The organism is Pantoea sp. OXWO6B1 (assembly GCF_001641135.1).
Classification (GTDB): domain Bacteria; phylum Pseudomonadota; class Gammaproteobacteria; order Enterobacterales; family Enterobacteriaceae; genus Pantoea; species Pantoea allii.
On the sequence record NZ_LWLR01000001.1, the window covers coordinates 973,657 to 995,246 of the forward strand.

Annotated in this window: 19 protein-coding genes; 12 read left to right on the top strand and 7 right to left on the bottom strand. The window is 56.0% G+C overall.

Going from position 1 to position 21,590, the window contains the following annotated elements; genetic code table 11:
• Nucleotides 1–302: 302 nt before the first annotated feature.
• Nucleotides 303–1,463: a Gfo/Idh/MocA family protein gene (locus A6A26_RS06810; protein ID WP_063878038.1), complete on the bottom strand. Its 1,161-nt coding sequence runs from the start codon at nucleotides 1,461–1,463 to the stop codon at nucleotides 303–305.
• A gap of 273 nt (nucleotides 1,464–1,736) precedes the next feature.
• On the opposite strand from A6A26_RS06810, the gene A6A26_RS06815 reads away from it, so the two are divergent.
• Nucleotides 1,737–2,612 (top strand): glucosamine kinase nucleotide-binding domain-containing protein, encoded by an 876-nt coding sequence (locus A6A26_RS06815; RefSeq protein WP_063878039.1) that lies wholly within the window; start codon nucleotides 1,737–1,739, stop codon nucleotides 2,610–2,612.
• Nucleotides 2,609–3,727, top strand: a complete 1,119-nt coding sequence (locus A6A26_RS06820) for an ROK family transcriptional regulator (RefSeq protein ID WP_063878040.1) — start codon at nucleotides 2,609–2,611, stop codon at nucleotides 3,725–3,727. Before A6A26_RS06815 ends, A6A26_RS06820 begins: the two co-directional genes overlap by 4 nt.
• Before the next feature lie 22 nt (nucleotides 3,728–3,749).
• Here A6A26_RS06820 and A6A26_RS06825 read toward each other — a convergent pair whose 3' ends face one another.
• Both A6A26_RS06825 and A6A26_RS06830 read right to left on the bottom strand, forming a co-directional pair.
• Nucleotides 3,750–4,841 (bottom strand): ABC transporter ATP-binding protein, encoded by a 1,092-nt coding sequence (locus tag A6A26_RS06825; RefSeq protein ID WP_063878041.1) that lies wholly within the window; start codon nucleotides 4,839–4,841, stop codon nucleotides 3,750–3,752.
• A gap of 12 nt (nucleotides 4,842–4,853) precedes the next feature.
• The gene (locus tag A6A26_RS06830; RefSeq protein WP_063878042.1) at nucleotides 4,854–5,453 is read right to left on the bottom strand and encodes a GNAT family N-acetyltransferase; all 600 of its coding nucleotides are present in this window, start codon (nucleotides 5,451–5,453) and stop codon (nucleotides 4,854–4,856) included.
• Nucleotides 5,454–5,979: 526 nt separating this feature from the next.
• Here A6A26_RS06830 and A6A26_RS06835 point away from each other — a divergent pair.
• The 4 genes from A6A26_RS06835 (at nucleotide 5,980) to A6A26_RS06850 (ending at nucleotide 10,431) form a co-directional block, all read left to right on the top strand.
• Nucleotides 5,980–7,311, top strand: a complete 1,332-nt coding sequence (locus A6A26_RS06835; protein ID WP_063881079.1) for an extracellular solute-binding protein — start codon at nucleotides 5,980–5,982, stop codon at nucleotides 7,309–7,311.
• Between the two features lie 63 nt (nucleotides 7,312–7,374).
• The gene (locus A6A26_RS06840; RefSeq protein WP_063878043.1) at nucleotides 7,375–8,247 is read left to right on the top strand and encodes a carbohydrate ABC transporter permease; all 873 of its coding nucleotides are present in this window, start codon (nucleotides 7,375–7,377) and stop codon (nucleotides 8,245–8,247) included.
• Nucleotides 8,247–9,062 carry a carbohydrate ABC transporter permease gene (locus tag A6A26_RS06845; RefSeq protein WP_063878044.1) on the top strand — a complete coding sequence of 272 codons (816 nt, stop codon included), beginning with the start codon at nucleotides 8,247–8,249 and terminating at the stop codon, nucleotides 9,060–9,062. The genes A6A26_RS06840 and A6A26_RS06845 overlap by 1 nt, the downstream gene beginning before the upstream one ends.
• A 37-nt stretch (nucleotides 9,063–9,099) precedes the next feature.
• Nucleotides 9,100–10,431, top strand: coding sequence for a glycoside hydrolase family 28 protein (locus A6A26_RS06850; RefSeq protein ID WP_063878045.1), 1,332 nt, complete (start codon nucleotides 9,100–9,102; stop codon nucleotides 10,429–10,431).
• 1 nt (nucleotide 10,432) lies between these two features.
• Here A6A26_RS06850 and A6A26_RS06855 read toward each other — a convergent pair whose 3' ends face one another.
• Nucleotides 10,433–11,503, bottom strand: a complete 1,071-nt coding sequence (locus tag A6A26_RS06855) for a tartrate dehydrogenase (protein WP_063878046.1) — start codon at nucleotides 11,501–11,503, stop codon at nucleotides 10,433–10,435.
• Nucleotides 11,504–11,638: 135 nt separating this feature from the next.
• Here A6A26_RS06855 and A6A26_RS06860 point away from each other — a divergent pair, with 135 nt between their 5' ends.
• Nucleotides 11,639–12,571: a LysR family transcriptional regulator gene (locus A6A26_RS06860; RefSeq protein ID WP_063878047.1), complete on the top strand. Its 933-nt coding sequence runs from the start codon at nucleotides 11,639–11,641 to the stop codon at nucleotides 12,569–12,571.
• A gap of 155 nt (nucleotides 12,572–12,726) precedes the next feature.
• A complete protein-coding gene (locus A6A26_RS06865) occupies nucleotides 12,727–14,163 on the top strand; it encodes a methyl-accepting chemotaxis protein (RefSeq protein WP_063878048.1) in 1,437 nt (478 codons plus the stop codon).
• 182 nt (nucleotides 14,164–14,345) lie between these two features.
• On the opposite strand, the gene A6A26_RS06870 is transcribed toward A6A26_RS06865, so the two are convergent.
• Nucleotides 14,346–14,636 (bottom strand): DUF1330 domain-containing protein, encoded by a 291-nt coding sequence (locus A6A26_RS06870; protein ID WP_063878049.1) that lies wholly within the window; start codon nucleotides 14,634–14,636, stop codon nucleotides 14,346–14,348.
• An 11-nt stretch (nucleotides 14,637–14,647) separates the two neighbouring features.
• Nucleotides 14,648–15,511 (bottom strand): glutathione-dependent disulfide-bond oxidoreductase, encoded by an 864-nt coding sequence (gene yghU, locus A6A26_RS06875; protein ID WP_063878050.1) that lies wholly within the window; start codon nucleotides 15,509–15,511, stop codon nucleotides 14,648–14,650.
• A 231-nt stretch (nucleotides 15,512–15,742) separates the two neighbouring features.
• On the opposite strand from yghU, the gene A6A26_RS06880 reads away from it, so the two are divergent.
• Both A6A26_RS06880 and A6A26_RS25385 read left to right on the top strand, forming a co-directional pair.
• A complete protein-coding gene (locus A6A26_RS06880; protein WP_063878051.1) occupies nucleotides 15,743–16,660 on the top strand; it encodes an aminoimidazole riboside kinase in 918 nt (305 codons plus the stop codon).
• Between the two features lie 22 nt (nucleotides 16,661–16,682).
• Entirely contained in the window at nucleotides 16,683–16,820 is a 138-nt protein-coding gene (locus A6A26_RS25385) for a hypothetical protein (protein WP_156506646.1), read from the top strand.
• A gap of 25 nt (nucleotides 16,821–16,845) precedes the next feature.
• Here A6A26_RS25385 and A6A26_RS06885 read toward each other — a convergent pair whose 3' ends face one another.
• Nucleotides 16,846–17,070 (bottom strand): hypothetical protein, encoded by a 225-nt coding sequence (locus A6A26_RS06885; protein ID WP_156506647.1) that lies wholly within the window; start codon nucleotides 17,068–17,070, stop codon nucleotides 16,846–16,848.
• A 131-nt stretch (nucleotides 17,071–17,201) separates the two neighbouring features.
• Between A6A26_RS06885 and A6A26_RS06890 the strand changes: the two genes are divergently transcribed.
• Both A6A26_RS06890 and A6A26_RS06895 read left to right on the top strand, forming a co-directional pair.
• Nucleotides 17,202–20,288 carry a beta-galactosidase gene (locus A6A26_RS06890; RefSeq protein WP_063878053.1) on the top strand — a complete coding sequence of 1,029 codons (3,087 nt, stop codon included), beginning with the start codon at nucleotides 17,202–17,204 and terminating at the stop codon, nucleotides 20,286–20,288.
• 49 nt (nucleotides 20,289–20,337) lie between these two features.
• Nucleotides 20,338–21,582: an MFS transporter gene (locus A6A26_RS06895; protein ID WP_063878054.1), complete on the top strand. Its 1,245-nt coding sequence runs from the start codon at nucleotides 20,338–20,340 to the stop codon at nucleotides 21,580–21,582.
• Nucleotides 21,583–21,590: the final 8 nt, after the last annotated feature.

Sequence of the window (21,590 nt, forward strand, 5' to 3'; positions counted from 1 at the left end):
AGATGACCAGCAGAAACGGCCATTTTTCTGCTTCATTTACCGTTTCGTTTACGGCTTTATCTTATCCTGAGTAAACTTATCAGCAGAGCTGACGGTTTTTTTAATACGTCCCACGCCGTCATCATCATGAAAAGAAGCCGGTGTAGCGCACCTGATGCAGGGGGAACGGCGGTCATCAAGGTGGAAGGCGGGGTAAAAAGAAAGAATAAAAAAACCGGCCTGAGGCCGGTTTAAGTAAGGTGCCAGTCAGTCGAGCTATGAATAACCTGATGGTCTCGGGGGAGTGAGATATCAAGAGGGAACTAGTGGGTTCCCGTTTTTCCCAGGTTGGCGTCAAAACGTTTCCAGCTTTCGGTCAGATCAACGACGCTGCGGGTTTTACGCGCTTCATCAATCTTAATCGCCGTCAGGCCGGCTTCCAGTGCGTCAACGACGGAGACTTTTAGCGGCGTTCCCTGCTTGATGTGCTTAACGATCTCTTCTGCCATCAAGGCATCGGCACCGTAATGGCCGTCGTAGGCATTGCCGCTGTAGGCGGTTTCCACCTCTTTTTCACCGGTGCGTGCGTTGTGCACGCGAAAATAGTTACGTACAAAATCACCTTCCGCCATGCCGTCAGTGCCTATCACGCAGAACCGGCGGAATTCGTCCGGTACATTAAGGTTGGCGTGAAAAGAGAGCGTTGCGCCACTGGCATATTCAATCAGGGCGGTCTGGTAATCGACAATATCTGCATCGCTGCTAAATACCGCGTCGGTACTCGACCAGCCGCTGGGCTTAGTGTGGTAAATCTCAGACTGCTCGGTTATCGCCCCTTGCGGTGCATGCTGAGGCGTAAAGGATTTGCGTCCGCCAAAGCTGGCCACCCGAACGGGGCGCTCCTGCATTAATCCCTGGTAGAGATCGATGTCGTGACAGCATTTTTCCAGAATATAAGGACCGGCATATTTTTCGAGTCTGCGCCAGTCGCGCTGGAAGAACGCGCCATGATAAGGCTTGATATGTTCTGTCGCTTCAATCGAGGTGATTTCACCCAGGCGACGATCGTCACGTGCAGCCAGCAGGTCGTGATAGAGCGGTGAGTAACGCAGCACCAGTCCAACCAGAATACGGTCTTCGCCATATTGCTGAACCAGTTTTGCCATCGCCATCGTTTGTTCTTCGTTAATCACGACAGGCTTTTCAGTAAACACAGTATAGCCTGCTGCCAGCGCCTGTGTGACATGCTCAAGATGCATAAAGTTAGGCGAGCCAACCAGCAGCAAATCAAAGCCACCGTGTTGCAGCAGCGCCTCAACGGAATCGAATGCGTTGCCGGGATCGATACCGAAACTGTGCAGATTCGGCAAACCGGCCGGTGCTGGATCGTAATACCCTACCAGCGAAAATTCGGTATCAGCTTTGTGAAACTCTTTAACAACGTGAGAAAGACGAAAGCCGAGACCAATAATGCCTACTTTCATGGTAAACCCCTGATCCTGAATTCTGACAACGGTGAGTACGCCGCTGACGGGACGTAATGATTGAAAGACTGGCTACCAACTTATTACGACGGAAAAACTAATGTCAATAACGGGTTGTGTGATTTGCGTACGTCTTTTTGTTTATTTCATTGATTTTAAATAATAAATAGTTATTGTTTTTTCCCTATATTTATTTGTTATTGCGATTTAAGTTTTTTTCACCTATCGTTCGCAGATTACAGAATCGAGATGAGTTACGGCGGGAGGAAGCGCGTGCAATCACACTATCTCCTTGGCATTGATGGCGGCGGCACGCAGTGTCGCGCCCGCTTGACCGACAGTCATGGCAACGTGCTGGCGCAGGCCGTTGGCGGCCCCGCCAACGTCTGGTCACAGTTTGATGCTGCTCTGAATTGCGTTGAACAGCTCATTGCCGCAGTGCTGTCTCAGGCGGGGCTGGCGTCACAGGCGCTGACGCAGACCTCGCTGGTGGCAGGGTTAGCGGGGGCGAATGTGGCCTCGGTTAAGGCGCGCCTGACGCAATGGCAGCCCGCCTGCGCGGCATGTCAGGTGGTCAGCGATGTCGAGATCGCCTGTGCCGGTGCGCATGCGGCGGCCCCCGGCGCGGTCTTTATTATCGGCACCGGTAGCCAGGGCGCTGCGTGGGACGGCGAGCACTTCACGCTGCTGGGTGGCTGGGGGTTCGCACTGTCCGATCAAGGCTCAGGGGCAGAACTGGGGCGACGGGCGCTACGGCTGGCATTGCTGGCTCATGAAGCGATTATCGACAGCACGGACTTCACCCATAGCCTGATGGCGCAGTTTAACCATAGCCCGGAAACCATGTTGTTGTGGACGCGAGATGCCATGCCAGCCGACTGGGCGCGCGTGGTGCCTGAGATTTTTGCCGCCGCGCAGGCGGACGATCGGCATGCTATTGATTTACTGCGTCAAACTGCGAACGATATTGGCTTAATGGTGAGTCGTCTCTCCGCGATTAGCCAGGGCCGGGTGGCCCTCATGGGTGGCCTGGCGGCACCGATTCAGCCCTGGCTGGCAAGGGATATTCATGCCCGGCTGGTCGCCGCGCAATACGATGCCCTGGACGGGGCATTAATGATGGCACGGTCAAATCTGAGGACTTTATGATCGCTCCAAACGTCACCGCGCGCATTCTGAGACTGATTGTGGAACATGCGCCTGTTAGCCAGTCCGACCTGAAGGTCCGTAGCGGGCTAAGCATGTCGACCGTTTCTCAGGCGACTAATCGCCTGCTGGCGCAGGGAATCGTGCAGGAACTGGGATTGCGCCGGGTGTCGATGGGGCGGCCTAAAACCCTGCTGGGGCTCAATCCTGACCGCGCCAGCGTCATTGGTATTCAGCTTAACGCCGAACGTAACCTGATTGTGATGACAGACCTCAGCGGCAATTTGCTGGGTGAACAGCAGATGCCTTCGGGCGCGATCACGCCACGTCAGCTGGGCGATGCGCTGGCCAAATTTTTACGCGGCGTTGAAGAGAAGCACGTGGGGGCGATCGGCCTGGCCTTATCCGGTTTAGTCGATGCCGAAAACGGCTACTGTATTCGTTCCAAGGTGCTGGACTGGGAGAATGTCCCTATCGCGCAGATGCTGGAAACGCGCTTTTCCCTGCCGGTGTTTATCGAAAATGATGCCAACGCCATGGCGATGGCGACGCTGGTGTTTGGCCAGTTGGGCAACGCACAGTCGGCGGTCATCGCCACCTACGGTAAAGGCATCGGCGCAGGCATTATTCTTAACCGTCGGCTCTATCGCGGGCGGCACGGCAAAGCCGGTGAGATCGGTAACGGTCTGGTCGGTGATGGGTCGCTGCGGCTGCTTGAAGATGTGGCATCGTCCCAGGCTATCTTGCAGCGTGTCTCCCAGGATGACGCGGACGGCCCGTTAACCTTGCGGGCGCTGGATCAGTGGCCCACAGCCGAGGTGCTGACCGCACTGGAAGAGGCCGGACGTGAACTGGGTATTTCGCTGGCCAACCTGTCGGTGGCCTACGATCCCGATGTGGTGTATCTGGCGATGGAGCCGCATATGGCTTCGCGTATTCTGCTGGACCACATCACCCAGAGTTTTCAGGCTTACCGCCTGAAGCTCACTCCCCATATGACACCGCTACAGTTTCTGACGGAATCAAACCGCATGTGGGCGCTGGGCGCGGCAGGCTTTGCCGTCAATATGCTGCTCGATCTGCTGGCGGCTCAGGCAGACGAAGAGCCCGTGACCTGAAGGCGCCGAAGCGCCATCCGGTTTAACGCAGACGCTGCCCCTGCTCATCAAACAGCAGGCAGTGGTCTGCCGACAGTCCCAGCCTGACCTCCACGCCTAAATCCCGCCGTTGTGCCTCGCGCGCCTCGACAACCAACATCTGCTCAATGCCCACATCCAGATAAAGATAATTGGTATGCCCCAGCATTTCGGCAAAGGACAGCGTACCGCTAAACTGCAGCGCTGGCGGCGTACTGGCGGCGGGCTGCATGTGCTCCGGGCGAATGCCCAGGGTTACGCGCTGGCCTTCACGGCAGGGCGCAGCAATCTTCAGCACCAGTTGCGACATCTTCAGGTCCGGCACACGTAGCTGGACTTCTCCCTGACCGGTGGCGGTGACCTCGGCATGGAGGAAATTCATCTTCGGCGAGCCAATAAAACCGGCCACAAACAGGTTGTCCGGATCGCTGTAGAGGTCTAACGGCGCGCCAACCTGTTCGATTCGCCCTTTACGCAGGACCACGATCCGATCGGCAAGCGTCATCGCCTCTGACTGGTCATGGGTAACATAAATCATGGTGTTGCCCAGCGAGGCGTGCAGGCGGGCAATCTCGATGCGCATTTGCAGACGAAGCTCGGCATCCAGGTTGGAGAGCGGCTCATCAAACAGAAAGATGCGCGGATGGCGGATAATGGCCCGACCAATCGCCACGCGCTGGCGTTGACCACCGGAAAGCGCACGCGGCAGGCGATCCAACAGTTCGGTCAGATGTAACCGCGCCGCGGTGTGTTCGATGGCCTGAGCAATCTCTGCTTTAGACTTTTTCATGACTTCAAGCGGGTAAGCCAGATTGCCACGCACCGTCATATTGGGATAAAGCGCATAAGACTGAAAGACCATGGCGATGCCGCGTTCGGTCGCGGGCTGCTGGGTCATGTCTTTGTCTTCTATCAACAATTTTCCGTCAGTGATTTCTTCCAGCCCGGCGATCATCCGCAGCAGGGTCGATTTACCGCAGCCGGATGGCCCCACGAACACCACAAATTCGCCGCTGTTTATCGTCAGATCGACGCCGTGAATCACATCGATATGGTCATAGGACTTCTTAACATTCTGCAAGCGCAGGCTGGTCATAAACTCCCTCACTCAAAGTAACTGGCCCATATAAATGGCGTTGCTGCGCAGGATGTGGCTGAATCCCATGCGTTGATAAAAAGCGCAAACCTGTTCATTTTGCAGGCTGACGCCAAGATGGACGCCTTTTATGCCGGCTTGCCGCAGCGCAGCCAGTTCATGCGCGATCATCTTGCGGCCCCAGCCGCCCTGTTGTACCGGCGGCAGCAGATTGATATGCAAATGGGCGGGCCACTGCGCCACTAACTGCGCATCGGCACGATCGGGTTGACGAATGCTGTCGAGGATTTTGCTGTCATATGGGGCGCTGGCTGTGCGATCGCGGTATTTATCCTGAAGCTGAGGCCACCAGTGGTGCTCAAGCTGCGCTTCAAAGGCGCGGGTATCTGGCGCGGCGACGACATAGCCCATCACCTCACCCTCTACCTCCAGCACAAAAGCAAAATCCGGCGCAAAACGGGCATAGGGCACCGCAAAACGCTGCCCGGGATACTCGGGATCGGAATAGTGGTTACGGGCATCCTTACCGGCATTGGCGGTTTCCAGACAGATGCGGTAAAGCGCTGGATAGTCCGACTCGGTGGCCGGACGAATGACACCTTGATTCGCCATCGTCATCTCTCACAGGTCAGTAGTTGAACAACCTCACGGTAATGAAAGCTGACTTAGTTTTCAAGATGGAATAATTACCCTGTTATCCCAAACCTGCATCTGCATTGGCATTAATGGCTGACCAGACCAGTCTCTGTGGGCTTCTGTGGCGGGCAGCAGCCTGCCTGTCAGGAATTGGCAGGGTAAATAAAAAGTTAAAAATGTGAGCGTCATAGGATTTTCATATTTTTTATCAGCAAGTTATTACGCCACTTTAGGCGTGGTTTATCCTGCTGTCTGGAGGCGAACGGGCACGGATAATGCGCTAAATCCACCTTGATTAGCCCGTGCTTATGCTGACTGCAGGCCCGCCATTGTGTTTTTTTGCGCAGGCTCACAACCTGGTAATTCACTCCGTGGGATGTTTGACTTTATTTTTTTATTAAAGTAACTATGAGTGAGAAGGTGATTTATGCGGCTACAGTCTGCAGGATTGCAGACCCTGTGAAGAAAGGATGTCCATCCTGTATTGGAGAAAGTGAGCATGATGTCTGATTCCTCAGTTCGTTCGTTCCGTTTTCGCACTTCGGTTCGTAGCCTGTTGGCGGCGGGCTTGCTGATGGGCAGCGTTGCTCATGCCGACAGCACCGTCACTCTGAATGAGTGGGATATCTACAGTTATCCTCAGCAAACGGCGGCCGTTGACGAAGGCATTAAAGCCTTTTCCCAGCAAAACCCCGGTATCGTCATCAACCGGTCCGTGCACTCCTTTGAAGACACGCGCATTCCGTTGAAGCTGGCCCTGACCGCCGGTGAAGGTCCGCAGATTGCCCAGGTGAATCAGGGCGGCGGCGATATGGGTTCGCTGGTCAAAGACAAACTGCTGTTGCCGCTGGACAGCTATGCAGCCGAATATGGCTGGGCCCAAAAATTCCCGGACTCGATTCTCAAACGCAACCGCTGGTCTGACAGTGGCCAGTTTGGTAGTGGCAAGCTGTACGGTGTGGCCAGTCTTGGTGAGATGGTCGGCCTGTACTACAACAAGGCGCTGCTGGATAAAGCCGGTATTGCAGTACCGAAAACCCTGAGCGAACTGGACGCCGCGATGGCAAAACTCAAACAGCAAGGCACTGCGCCGATGATGCTGGGTTTGTTAGACGGCAATATGGGACAGCAGCTGCTCAGTACACTGTGGGAAGCACAAATTGAAAGCAGTGACCGCAAAAAACTGGATGATTTGATTTACGACGTAGGCGGCACCTTCAAAGATGAAAAACTGACGAAAGCCGCCACGATGATGAAAAGCTGGGCTGACAAAGGTTACCTGTTCCCGGGCTATCAGGGCATTGGCCATGATGATGCCGCGACGCTGTTCCAGAACGGACAGTCTGCGTTCCTGGTCAGTGGAACCTGGTATCTGGGTCAGTTTAAAGACAACAAAGATATCCATTTTGCCGCGATGCCAGCCGGTGACGGCGTTAAACAGCCGTTAATGGTCGGCGGTACCGATTTGGCCTTCTCGATGACCAGCATGGCGAAAAGCAAAGCGCAGCAGGATGCCGCCGCCAAATTTATCAACTATATGGTGTCAGACAGCATGGCAAACCGGTGGCTGAACGTCGGTTTCCTGCCAGCCAGCACCAATAAAAACGCAAAAATTCCGGCGGATAACCCACTGTTGGGCGAAGCCTGGCAGGTGTGGCTGGCGCTCAATGCCTATGATGGCCTGGGCCACTACGTCGACTGGGCAACCCCGACCATGAACGCCGAACTGAATCAAAACGTTCAGCTGTTACTGGCGGGCCGACAGACGGCAGAGCAGATGGTTATTAACTTCGATAACAACTACCAGCGTTATATGAAAACCCTGAAACACTAAGCCGATCGCCCGGCAGCGAACCTGCCGGGCCTGAATGTCGATCTCACTACGACGAGTACGGTTATGTTGAATCAAAGCAGTTGGCGTAATTTTCTCTATCTTCTTCCCGCAGTGCTGGTTTATGGGCTGTTTCTGCTGTTGCCGCTGCTGGCTTCACTGGGGATCAGCTTTACCGAGTGGGATGGAACCTCCCTGCCGGTTTTCGCGGGCGTCAGTAACTACCTGCGCATGTTCAGCGATCCGGTCTTCTGGATTGCCCTTGGTAATAACGCCATCCTGATGCTGTTTTATACGCTGCTGCCCATCAGCGTGGGGCTGCTGCTGTGCAGCTTTCTGTATGACACGCGTAACAATACCGAACGCAGCGTACTGCGCATCCTGTTCTTCCTGCCCTATATCATGCCGATGGCGGTTCTGGGCGTGGTCTGGCGCTGGCTGTATAACCCGGCCTTTGGCCCCATCGATCAGTTCCTGCGTGCCGTTGGATTGCCACAGCTGGCGATGTCCTGGCTCGGTGATTTTACCTGGGCACTGCCGGCCGTCGGCATGGTCGCCACCTGGTACTTTTTTGGTTTCTGTCTGGTGCTGTTTATGGCGGGCCTGCAACGCATGGACCCGTCCCTGCTTGAAGCGGCCGATCTGGATGGTTCCTCGCGTCGCCAGAAGTTTATGCGCATTACGCTGCCGGGACTGCGTCCTGAGTTGCGCATCGCGCTGTTGCTGACGGTGATCGCCAGTCTGAAGGCCTTCGATCTGGTGTATGTCATGACGCAGGGCGGGCCCGGCACATCCACCATGGTGACCAACATCTTTATGTACAAGCAGGGTTTTGATCTGCACTACTTCGGCTATGCCTCATCGGTTGCCGTGTTCAGTATGGTGATTGTGTTAGGGATTAACTACCTGATTCATCTGGCATTGAAGGAACATTACTGATGAAAAGCACCCCGATCCTTTCCCGTGCGCTGATCTGGATAGTGGCGCTGATGACCATCATGCCGTTTTTGATGGCGTTTATGACCTCGTTTAAAACCCAGATGGAGCTGTTTCAGGGCGTCTTTCATTTGCCCGCCTCACTGAATGTGAAAAACTACATCACCGCCTGGCAGCAGGGGCACTTTAACGTTTACTTCATGAACTCGGTGCTGGTGGTGTTCCCGGTGGTGCTGTGCAGTATTTTGCTGGGTATTCTGGCCGGATTTGGCTTTGCCCTACTGAAGATTCCTGGCAAAAAAGTAGTGGCGGGCATGCTGGCGCTGGGCATGGTGCTGCCGAGTGAAGCCTTTATTATTCCGCTCTATCACGAACTGCACTGGATGGGGCTGACCAATACCTATCTGGCCCTGATTCTGCCGCAAATCGCGCTGTCGCTGCCGTTTACCACGTTGATGATTGCCAGCGCTTTTCAGCAGGTCCCCAAAGAGCTGGTGGAAGCCGCGGTGATGGATGGCGCGCCGCGTGTCAAAATCCTCTGGGGTATTTTAGTCCCGGCGATTTGGCCTACGATCTCGACGCTGGCGCTGCTGCTGTTTATCTGGACGTGGAACGAATTCCTGATTCCGCTGATTCTGGTTAACAAAGATGAGCTGAGAACCCTGCCCATTGGCATGATGTTTTTTCAGAACAAAAACACCATTGATATACCGGTACTGATGGCAGGCGCGATGATCGTCATTATGCCGCTTATCGTGGTCTTCCTGTTTTTCCAGCGTAAGTTTATCAGTGGCGTAACGGAAGGTGCGGTGAAGTAAACCCACCCGGTAATTCCTCTTTAACTAAGGCTGGATGATGCATCTTTCCCTTGCCGACTTTCACCCCGTAGCGGACGGTGAAACCCCGGATACGCGTGTTCTGCAACGGGCGATTGATCAGATTGCTGCGGCTGGCGGTGGGCGACTTACGCTGCCGCCTGGCCGTTATCGCAGCGGCAGTCTGCACCTTCCTTCTGATTTCGACCTGCACCTTGAAGCCGGTGCGGTCCTGATTGCCAGCCGTCATCTGGCTGACTATCAACAGTGCAAAACGCTCAGCTGTGCAGAAAAATCCCACAATGTCCTGCTGTATGCCCTGGGGCAGCGTAACCTGACGGTGAGTGGTAAAGGCCGTATTGAAGGGGACGCCGAAGCGTGGTTTGCGGTGGACCCTGACGAACAGGGCTACCGGGTGCCAAAACCCGACAGGCCGCGCATGATTGTGTTTGAAGATTGCGAGCAGGTTACGCTGAAGGACATCAGCGTTATCCATGCGCCGATGTGGACGGTGCATCTTGTCAGTTGCCGCCATGTGCACATTGACCATTTGACCATCGATAACGCCATGACGCTGCCCAACACCGATGCACTGGATATCGACAGCTGCGAGGCGGTTTTTATCAGCAACAGCTACTTCAGTGCCGCCGATGACGCGATTTGCATCAAAACCACCTTTAAGCCTGCAGGCCTGCGCCGACCGGCCCGACGGATAGCGGTCAGCAACTGCCTGCTACGCAGCGACAGTTGTGCCTTTAAGATTGGTACGGAAACCTGGGACGATATTGAAGACATCACCGTTTCAGGCTGTACCCTGTTTGATTCCAACCGCGGTATTGGCATTGTGTCACGCGATGGTGGGGCGATTCGGCGCGTGCTGTTCAGCGCTATCACCTTTAACTGTCACCATGTTGCCGCCTGCCACTGGGGCAAAGCCGATCCGCTGTTTATCTCGGTGCGCACCCGTGATCCGCTGGTGCCGCCAGGGATCGTTGAACAGATCCAGTTTACTCATCTCAGCGGTGTGGCAGAGGGCGCGATCAACCTGCATGCGGCGCAGCCCGGCTGGATACGTGATATCACTATCAACCATTTACAGCTGCGACAAGGTGTAGCGCAGGGCGTGCAGGGACAGTACGATGTGCGTCCGCCCTGTAACCCGGATTCCCCGACGGGGATGGGGCTGGATAACGCTTACCGGCTGGATAAAACCACCGGCGACGCTTACGGTGTTGAGCGCTATCCCGGCGGCCTGCCGGGACTGTTTGCACGAGGCGTAGAGAACCTGCAGTTAAACAACCTGACGATTCAGCGGCCTGAGCCGCTGCCGTCAGGCTGGCATCCGGACAGCGTCGTGCAGCTGGCAGAGTAAGTTACAGCGCCGCCGCGATCGCGGCACCCAACTGCTGCGTGTCGGCGCTGCCACCGAGGTCGCGGGTTAAATGCTCACCGGCGGCCAGGGTACGCTCAATGGCATTCAGCACAGCATCACCGGCCTCTTTGTAGCCGAGATGCTCCAGCATCATGGCACCACACCAAATCTGTCCAATCGGGTTGGCGATATTTTTACCGGCAATATCGGGCGCGGAGCCGTGTACGGGTTCAAACAGGCTCGGGAATTTGCCTTCCGGATTGATATTGGCGGAAGGGGCGATGCCGATGGTGCCGGTACAGGCCGGGCCTAAATCCGACAGGATATCGCCGAACAAATTGCTGGCGACCACCACATCAAACCAGTCGGGATGCAGGACAAAATTGGCGGTAAGAATATCAATATGATACTTATCGACCCGGATATCAGGATAATGCTCACCCATCGCCTGAACGCGGTTGTCCCAATACGGCATGGTAATCGCGATACCGTTCGACTTGGTGGCAGACGTCAGGTGTTTTTTGGGCCGACGCTGGGCAAGCTCGAAGGCAAACTTCAAAATACGATCGACGCCCACGCGGGTCATGACGGTTTCCTGAATGACCACTTCCCGCTCTGTGCCGGGGAACATGGTGCCGCCGACGCTGGAGTACTCGCCTTCGGTGTTTTCGCGCACCACATAGAAGTCGATATCGCCCGGTTTACGATTAGCTAACGGCGCTTTAACACCGGGCATCAGGCGCACCGGACGCAGGTTAACGTACTGATCAAACTCACGACGAAACTGCAATAGCGATCCCCACAGCGAAACATGATCCGGCACCACATCAGGCCAGCCTACCGCGCCAAAATAGATCGCATCGAACGTTTTCAGCTCAGCAAACCAGTCATCCGGCAACATTTTGCCATGCTGTTGCCAGTAATCGGCGCTGGCATAATCGAACCACTCCCAGCGCAGCGGAATGTTGAATTTTTCGGCCGCCGCGTTCATCACGCGCACGCCTTCTGGCATCACTTCTTTGCCAATACCGTCACCGGGGATCACGGCAATACGATGGATCTTCTCTGTCACAGGGCACCTCTGAGGTTGGTCGGGTTGGCCCGCCGGGTTTCGGTATGCTGTCTTTATGCAGCTTGATTTATAGCCGGGCGTTAGCGCAGTATAACTCTCCACCTGAGGTAAACAATTGGCCTGAAAGTTAATCCCATGTTAAATCAAAGTAGAGAATCACGAACCTCAAGCGACGATTTAGCGTTTTTTCTGCGCGTGGCATCTTTGGACAGTTTAACAGCGGCGGCGCGGGAGCTGGGGCTTTCTCTGGCGGCCGTCAGCAAACGCCTGAGCCTGCTGGAACAGCGGCTCGGTGTCCAGTTGCTGCGCCGCACCACGCGCAAGCTGGAACTGACGCCGGAAGGCCGCCGTTACCTGGAAGGTGCCCGTCCGCTGCTGGAGCAACTGGTGGCGCTGGAAGACGCAGTCAGTGGTGAAACGGCCCAGCTACGCGGCACGCTGAATATCAATGCCTCTTTCGGCTTTGGTCGCCGTCATATCGCGCCCTGCGTTTCTGCCTTTGCTGCCCTGCATCCTCATCTGGCGCTTTCCCTGCAGCTGAGCAGTCAGCCGCTGAATTTTCTTGATGCTCATGTGGATATCGACATTCGCGTCGGCGAACCGCCGGATTCGCGGCTGGTCGCGCGCAAGCTGGTGCAGAACCCACGTGTACTTTGCTGCTCGCCGGCTTACGCGGCAAAACACGGGCTGCCGGACAGCATCCGGGCGCTGGCGCAGCATAACTGCATTTTGCTGAGACAGCATGACAGCGACTTCGCCCTGTGGCGCTTTGTCAGCGATGCAGAGAGCCTGAGCCAGAAAGTGCGCGGAAACCTGGTGACCAACGATGGCGAAGTGGCGATGCGCATGGCACTGGATGGTCATGGCATTTTGCTGCGCTCCTGGTGGGATGCGAAACACAGCATCGGCGCAGGGGCGTTACTGCACGTGCTGCCGGAATGGCGCTCGCCGGACGGCGATATTTATGCGGTCTGGCAGGCGCAGCGTCAGCAACCGGCCCGCATGATGGCGTTTGTCACCTTTCTGCAGGAAAACCTGCAGCTTGATACCGCATCAACCAACCTGTGATGGTTCGCACAAATCCTCCACGTAAAACATCACCATCAGTAAAGTATTTTGACGCTTTGTCGATAGCGATCTGAGGTGTCTGCGCCCGTTGCGCCGACCATAATTGCCCGCGTTTCCGTCCGGAGGCGCGGTTTAACCTCTGGTGGAAGCGTAGCATGGATAAAAACCGATCACGCGCGGGGGAGGGCGTTTCGCTCCAGCGTATTGCACAGCAGGCCGATCGGCTGATGGTGGTGCTGTGTTGGATATTGTTGGTGATTTCCGTCATTGTGGGCAGCCTTTATCAGGCAACCCTGCTGGCGGTCATCGTGGGGGCTGGCCTGGCCCTGGTCGCCACGCTGGTGGGATGGCTGGCGAATGGCACGCTGTTTTCACGATTATGGCTGGCCTTCACGCTCATCGGTTTCGCGGGCTTACTGATTCAGTTGGGCCAGGGGGAAACCGAATTTCACTTCTCGGTGTTTGTCTTGTTGTCAGTGCTGCTGGTTTATCGCGACAGCAGACCGCTACTGATGGCCGCCGCGACAGGTGCAGTGCATCATCTGCTGTTCAACTATCTGCAGGAAAACGATCGGTTTGGCATCGTGGTCTTTCATCATCCCGGCCTGAATATGGTGTTATTCCACGGGTTGTTCGTGGTGGTACAAACCGCGATGCTGGTGGTGATTGCGCGTCAGATGGCGGCAGACATGCGTTCGGCGAGCGAGGTCGCCCAACTGGCCGCCTGGATCAACCGTGAACCGGGTTGCCTGACGCTGTCGGCGGATACGCAGCAGAGTCAAACGCCGTTCGCTAAAACCTTCAGCCAGACGCTCGGCACCATGCGCGGTACGCTAAATCAGGTCAGCCACGGCGTCTCCGCACTGCTGCAGGAATCCGACAGCATGCTGTCGCGCAACGCCGCCCTGTCGCAGCGCACCGACGAGCAGGCGCAGGCGCTGGGCGTTGCCACTGCGGCAATGTCGCAAATCAGCGTCGCCGCCAGTCATACGCGGGATAAAGCGCAAACGGCCTGCGAACTGGCCCGTGAAACCTGTCAGGTTACCCGTCAGGGACAACACAATATTCAGCAGGCCATGGCCTCCATGGCGCAAATTAACGTGGAGTCGGGGCGGGTCAAAACCATTCTTGAGCTGATCGACGGCATCGCGTTCCAGACCAATATCCTGTCCCTGAATGCCTCGGTGGAAGCCGCCCGCGCCGGGCAGGAAGGCCGTGGCTTTGCCGTGGTCGCCAACGAAGTACGCACCCTGGCGCAACGGTGTGAAAATGCCGCCCGTGATATTCGCCAGCTCATGGATATGTCCAGTTCCAGTGCCGAGCAGGGCACCGTACAGGTTGATCAGGCCGCCCAGACCATGCAGGCCATTCTCGTCAGTATCGACAGCCTTTCCCGGCTTGTGAACGAGCTGTCGGAGATGAGCGTGCAGCAGAATCAGAGTATCGAACAGATTCAGCACAGCATTAACAGCATTGACGACAGCGTGCATCACAACGTTAAACACGTGACGGAAACGCTTCAGGTGGCACAGCAACAGCGTCAGCAGGCCAGCGCATTACAGCAGGCTATCTCACTGTTCCGTTTTAGTTAAGCGGGGCAGGCAGAAACGCGGTCGTGGGGGCGCGCGGCTGAGGGCACAGGTGCAAACCCGGCCATTGCCGCGCAGAGTGGCGCGGGCCCGTCACTGACGTCGTATTGAGCCGCCGTAAATCAGCAGGCCAGCCAGCTTCACGGGCTGGCCTGCTGGACGACGGCTGTTTTCAGGGCAAACGGTTATTCGACGCCTTTCACCAGCAGAACACGGTAATTAGCGCCTTTCAGGCGGTGCTGTTTCGCCTCCTGATATTCTGGACTGTCATACCAGGCGTGGGCGGCGTCGGTGCTTGGGAATTCGATAATCACCACACCTTCCGCTTCAGGCCCTTCCAGGGTTTCCAGCTCGCCATAAAAGGCTAAAGGCTTGATGGGATGGTTGCCATGGGCCTTACCCGCTTTCTCAGCGTAGATGGCCATTTCATCCTGATTCAGGGTATTGTCACGAATAAATACAACGTAAGCGCTCAACGTGTTTCTCCTCAGGCTTTTTTATCTTGGGTTTGTGTATCAAAGTCCGATGCGTCATGACGCTCGCGCAGCTGATCGGCTGGCTCGCCCATTACACGGTTTACTTTGCGGCCGCGTACAACGGCCGGACGCTGGGCGATCTCTTTGGCCCAGCGCACCACATTTTTGTAGGACTGAAGGTCAAGGAACTCTGCCGCATTGTACTGGTTGTAGAGCACCATGCTGCCGTACCACGGCCAGGTTGCGATATCCGCGATAGTGTAATCATCGCCTGCCAGATAACGGTTGTCAGCGAGCTGGCGATCCAGCACGTCAAACTGACGCTTCGCTTCCAGCGAGAAGCGGTTGATCGCGTATTCAATCTTTTCCGGTGCGTAGTGATAGAAGTGGCCAAAGCCGCCGCCAAGGTAAGGGGCAGAGCCTTGCAGCCAGAACAGCCAGTTCAGCGTTTCGGTACGTTGAGCCGGATCTCTCGGCAGGAAATAACCATATTTTTCCGCCAGATAGAGCAGGATGTTGCCGGATTCAAATACGCGAATGGGCGGGGTAGCGGAATGATCGCACAGTGCCGGGATTTTGGAGTTGGGGTTGATCTCAACAAAACCGCTGGTGAACTGGTCACCTTCACCAATATTGATTAACCAGGCATCGTACTCTGCATCGTTCACGTTCAGCGCCAGCAACTCTTCCAGCAGAATCGTCACTTTCTGGCCGTTAGGTGTGCCAAGAGAGTAGAGCTGCAACGGATGCTTACCCACTGGCAGGGCTTTTTCATGGGTAGGGCCCGCGGTAGGACGGTTTGTGCTGGCACCATTACCTTTCGCTTCCGGGTCCCACTTCCAGACTTTAGCGGGCTGATAGTGTTGTTCAGACATGATGAGGTTCGCCTTTTTTGTGTTTGGAGTTTTCACGAGTGTAGCAGTTGCCAGCGCGCCGGTTTAACCCTGATGGCGGTGACTTTGTATCGCTTTACTACCGTGCTACAGACAGCTTTACCGCTTTTTGACGTGCATTTTCCTGGCGCAAATCACATTCATTACGCCTGAGCGTTGCTATGCTAAAACGGTTTAGTAAACTTTTAGCTGCATCTGAGTAGGGAGAATAATATGTCAGCGCGAGTCTGGTGTCTGGGTGACGCCGTGGTGGATCTGCTTCCGGACGGGCCGGGGCATTTAATACAGTGTGCCGGTGGGGCGCCGGCGAATGTGGCGGTCGGGATTGCCCGTTTGCAGGGCAGTAGCGGTTTTATTGGCCGGGTAGGGGACGATCCTTTTGGTCACTTTATGCAACATACGCTGGCGACTGAGCAGGTTGATACCCGCTATATGACGCTCGACAGCGCCCAGCGTACCTCAACGGTGGTGGTGGCGCTGGATCATGAAGGTGAGCGGACTTTTACCTTTATGGTACGGCCCAGCGCAGATCTGTTTCTGGAAGACGGCGATCTCCCCACCTTTCAGCCGGGTGAATGGCTTCACTGCTGCTCGATTGCCCTGGCGGCGGAACCCTCGCGTTCAACCACTTTTTCTGCCATGCAGCAGATAAGTGATGCCGGCGGTTTTGTCAGCTTTGATCCCAATATTCGTCACGATCTGTGGCGTGACGACGTCCAGTTACGGGACTGTGTGAACCGGGCGTTGCAGCTGGCTGATGTGGTCAAGCTGTCTGAGGAAGAGCTGGTGTTTCTGACCCAGGATGCGCCAGGCGATGACAGTATGCAGGCGCTGGCTGAACGCTTTGCGATTCCGCTACTGATGGTTACCCAGGGCAAAGCCGGGGTAAAAGTCTGGCATCAAGGGCAGCATTATCACTATCCCACGCTGCCTGTAGTCAGCGTAGATACCACCGGCGCAGGGGATGCGTTTGTCGCCGGGCTGCTGTGGGGCCTGGCGGAAAAAGGAATGCCAGCCAATGAGGCTGAACTGGCGGCACGGCTCAGCAGCGCCCAGCAGTGCGGCGCGCTGGCGACCACGGCGAAAGGGGCCATGACGGCGCTGCCTTATCGTCATCAAATTGAAGGATAATTAGTCGATAACACCGCGATTCATGGACGAACCGCCATCGCCCGCATCAGGTCAGCCTGCGGGCGGTGCCCCGGTCAGCGTCAACGGATCGCGCGACAAAGACATTAACGGGCCAACCATTCAGGTGGCTATGCAGCCTGTCGCGTCAGGCTGCGGTTAACCAATCGGCCCTTGCATTTGCTGAATCACTGGCCGCTGGCGATAGGCAGCGTTAAGGCTGGGATTGCCAGTGCCAGTGCCAGTGCCAGTGCCAGGGTTCGCCCCTTTGCCTGTTGCAGGCCGCCAGGTGCCCACGGCGCAGCGCGCCCGGTTTTAACCGCTGTCAGTCTGTTTCCCCGCCCATTTTTGGCCGCCCCCGCTTGTGGACGGCCCGTGCTGTCCGGTTCCGCAAGGACAGCGACACGGATCATAAACTTCATCGCCAGTCACGCTTTGCTGTGAGGCAGTTCACTCATTCGCCCTTCCTTGCTTTACATCCCCATCCCGGCCTCGTAATGTCAGCTTAATGTGAGCGGATAACAATTTTACGCAGGAGACTGCCATGACCCTGGATACACATTCACTAGCGGCCGTACTGGCCCGGCGCGACTGGGAAAACCCCGGCGTCACCGAACTGAACCGACTGGACGCCCATCCCCCACTTTACAGCTGGCGCAGCGCGGAAGCGGCGCACGAGAATGCACAATCCGCGCAGCGAAAAAGCCTGAGCGGCGAATGGAAATTTGCCTTTTTTCCTGCGCCCGAGGCGGTGCCCGACAGCTGGCGCACCCACGACCTGAGCGATGCGGTCACTCTCGCCGTGCCGTCAGTCTGGCAGATGCAGGGCTACGATGTGCCGGTTTATACCAATGTGACCTATCCCATTCCGGTTGATCCGCCGCGCGTTCCGGCTGAAAATCCCACAGGATGTTATTCGCTCACATTTAATGTCGATGCTGACTGGCTGCAAAGCGGGCAAACCCGAATCGTGTTTGACGGCGTGAATTCCGCCTTCTATCTCTGGTGCAACGGACGCTGGGTGGGATACGGCCAGGACAGCCGCTTGCCATCTGAGTTCGATCTGAGCGAGTTTCTGATCGGCGGTGAAAACCGACTGGCCGTTATGGTGTTGCGCTGGAGCGATGGCAGCTACCTGGAAGACCAGGATATGTGGCGCATGAGTGGCATTTTTCGCGATGTCTCCCTGCTGCATAAGCCCGCCAGCCATATCCGCGACCTGCGCATTCGTACCCACTTTAACGACGATTTCAGTCGTGCCCGGCTGGAAGCCGAGGTGCGCGTAGCCGGGGCGCTGGATGACGACTTACGGGTTAGCGTGCAGCTCTTCGCGGCTGACCAACTGACCGGCGAAGCGACCTCGCCACTGGGCAGTGCAATTATTGACGAACGCGGCGCGTGGAACGACCGGGCCACGCTGTGTATCAAGGTCGATAACCCCGCGCTGTGGAGCGCCGAAACCCCGCATCTCTATCGGGCTGTTGTGCAGTTACATCGGGCAGACGGCACGTTGATTGAGGCGGAAGCCTGTGACGTAGGATTTCGTCACGTCAGCATTGAAAACGGCCTGCTGTTGCTGAACGGTCAGCCATTGTTAATTCGCGGCACCAACCGGCATGAACACCATCCTGAACGCGGTCAGGTGATGGATCGCGACACCATGGTGCAGGACATTTTGCTGATGAAGCAAAACAACTTCAACGCGGTGCGTTGCTCCCATTATCCTAACGATCCCTTGTGGTATCGCCTGTGTGACTATTATGGCTTGTACGTAGTCGATGAAGCCAATATCGAAACCCACGGCATGGTGCCGATGAATCGTCTGAGCGACGATCCCACCTGGCTGCCTGCGATGAGCCAGCGCGTCACGCGTATGGTGCAGCGCGATCGTAATCATCCCTGCATTATTATCTGGTCACTGGGTAACGAGTCGGGCCACGGCGCGAACCACGATGCGCTGTACCGCTGGCTGAAAAGCGAAGATCCGTCCCGTCCGGTACAGTACGAAGGCGGCGGCGCGAATACGGCGGCCACCGATATTATCTGCCCGATGTATGCGCGGGTCGATCAGGATCAACCTTTCCCGGCCGTGCCGAAATGGTCCATTAAAAAATGGCTGTCTATGCCGGGCGAACAGCGTCCGCTTATTCTCTGTGAATACGCCCATGCTATGGGGAACAGCCTTGGCGGCTATGCAAAATACTGGCAGGCATTTCGTCAGTATCCGCGTCTGCAGGGCGGTTTTGTCTGGGACTGGGTCGATCAGTCATTGATTAAACATGACGATAACGGCGAACCCTGGTCCGCTTACGGTGGCGATTTTGGCGATACGCCAAACGATCGTCAGTTCTGTATGAACGGACTGGTTTTTGCCGATCGTACGCCCCATCCTTCGCTTTATGAAGCCCGTCACGCACAGCAGTTTTTCCAGTTCAGACTGCTAGCGGGCAGCGAACGCACGCTGGAAGTGACCAGTGAATACCTGTTCCGTCACAGCGATAATGAAATCCTGCACTGGTCGGTTGCCCAGGACGGCAATCTGCTGGCCTCCGGTGACGTCACGCTGGATATCGCCCCGCAGGGCAGCCAGCAGATCAGGCTACCGGACGTGCCGCTGCCTGCATCCGCAGGCCAGCTCTGGCTGACGGTGCGGGTGGCGCAGCCTCAGCCGACCGCCTGGTCAGAAGCCGGTCATATCAGCGCCTGGCAGCAGTGGCCGCTGGACGAAATTCTGAGCATCGCCGTACCCTCTCCGGCGGCGAACGCGCCTCAACTCAGCAGCAGCGAAGCCAGCTACAGCATTGTGGTCAACAACCAGCGCTGGGAATTCTGCCGTCATCAGGGCGCACTGATGCAGTACTGGATTGACGATAAGCCGCAGTTACTGACACCGCTGCTCGACCAGTTCACCCGCGCGCCGCTGGATAACGATATCGGTGTCAGCGAAGTCACCCGCATCGATCCCAATGCCTGGGTAGAGCGCTGGAAAGCGGCGGGCCACTATCAGGCAGAGGTGATGAACCTGCAGTGCAGTGCTGAAACGCTCTCCAGTGCGGTCGTGATCACCACCGCCCATGCCTGGCAGTTCCAGGGCAAAACCCTGTTTATCAGCCGTAAAACCTACCGCATTGATGGATTTGGCGAGATGGCGGTAACGGTCAATGTGGAGGTGGCGAGTGGCACGCCTTATCCGGCCCGCATCGGTATGAGTTGTCAGCTGACCGAGATTGCCGACCGGGTGAACTGGTTAGGCCTGGGACCGCATGAAAACTACCCGGATCGCCTGACCTCGGCCTGCTTTGATCGTTGGGATTTACCGCTGAGTGAGATGTACACCCCGTATGTCTTCCCCACCGAGAACGGGCTGCGCTGTGGCACGCGAGAACTCAGCTATGGCGCGCATCAGTGGCGCGGCAACTTCCAGTTCAACATCAGTCGCTACAGTCAGAAACAGCTGATGGAAACCAGCCATCGCCACCTGTTACAGCCTGAAGCGGGCACGTGGCTCAATCTTGATGGCTTCCATATGGGCGTCGGCGGAGATGATTCCTGGAGCCCGTCGGTATCACCAGAATTCCTGCTCAGCGCAGGACGTTATAGCTACCAGTTTATCTGGGGGCAGCAAAAATAATGCGCGGGCAGGCTCGCGCCTGCCTGATGCTTGCTTGAGGACGTCCGTTATGTACTATTTAAAAAATTCGAATTTTTGGCTGTTTGGTTTTTTCTTCTTCTTTTACTTTTTCATCATGGGTGCCTATTTCCCGTTCTTCCCTATCTGGTTGCATGATATCAACCACATCAGCAAAGGGGATACCGGCATTATTTTTGCCAGTATTTCGCTGTTTTCTCTGCTGTTTCAGCCGCTGTTTGGCCTGTTGTCCGATAAGCTTGGCCTGCGCAAACACCTGCTGTGGGTGATCACCGGCATGCTGGTGATGTTCGCCCCTTTCTTTATTTACGTTTTTGGCCCGCTGTTGCAGGTGAATATTCTGGCAGGTTCGATTGTTGGCGGTATTTACCTGGGCTTTATCTACAACGCCGGGGCACCGGCAATTGAAGCCTATATTGAGAAAGTCAGTCGCCGCAGCAACTTTGAATTTGGTCGGGCACGTATGTTTGGCTGCGTAGGTTGGGCCTTGTGCGCCTCCATCGTCGGTATCATGTTCACCATCAACAACCAGTTCGTGTTCTGGTTGGGCTCAGGCTGTGCCGTGATTCTGGCGCTGCTGCTGTTCTTCTCCCGTACCAGCACCTCGTCGTCAGCCACGGTGGCCCAGGCGGTTGGCGCGAATCAGTCAGGGTTCAGCCTGAAGCTGGCTCTGGAGCTGTTTAAGCAGCCAAAGCTGTGGTTTTTGTCGCTGTATGTGGTGGGCGTGTCCTGTACATATGATGTGTTCGACCAACAGTTTGCTAACTTCTTCACCTCTTTCTTTGCCTCCGGCGAGCAGGGCACGCGGGTATTTGGCTATGTGACCACCTTAGGCGAATTACTGAATGCCGCCATCATGTTTTTTGCCCCGTTGATCGTCAACCGTATCGGCGGCAAGAACGCCCTGTTACTGGCCGGAACCATTATGTCAGTGCGCATTATTGGTTCCTCCTTTGCCACTAGCGCCGTGGAAGTGGTGATCCTCAAAACGTTGCATATGTTTGAGATTCCCTTCCTGATTGTTGGCTGCTTTAAGTACATCACCAGTCAGTTTGAGGTACGCTTCTCTGCCACGATTTATCTGGTGTGCTTCTGTTTCTTCAAGCAGTTAGCCATGATTTTCATGTCGGTTCTGGCAGGTAACATGTACGAAAGTATTGGCTTCCACGGTGCCTATCTGGTGCTGGGCTGTATTGCGATGGCCTTTACGTTGATCTCGGTTTTCACCCTCAGTGGGCCGGGGCCCTTGACGCTTTTACGCCGTCAGGCTGCCTGACCTCACTG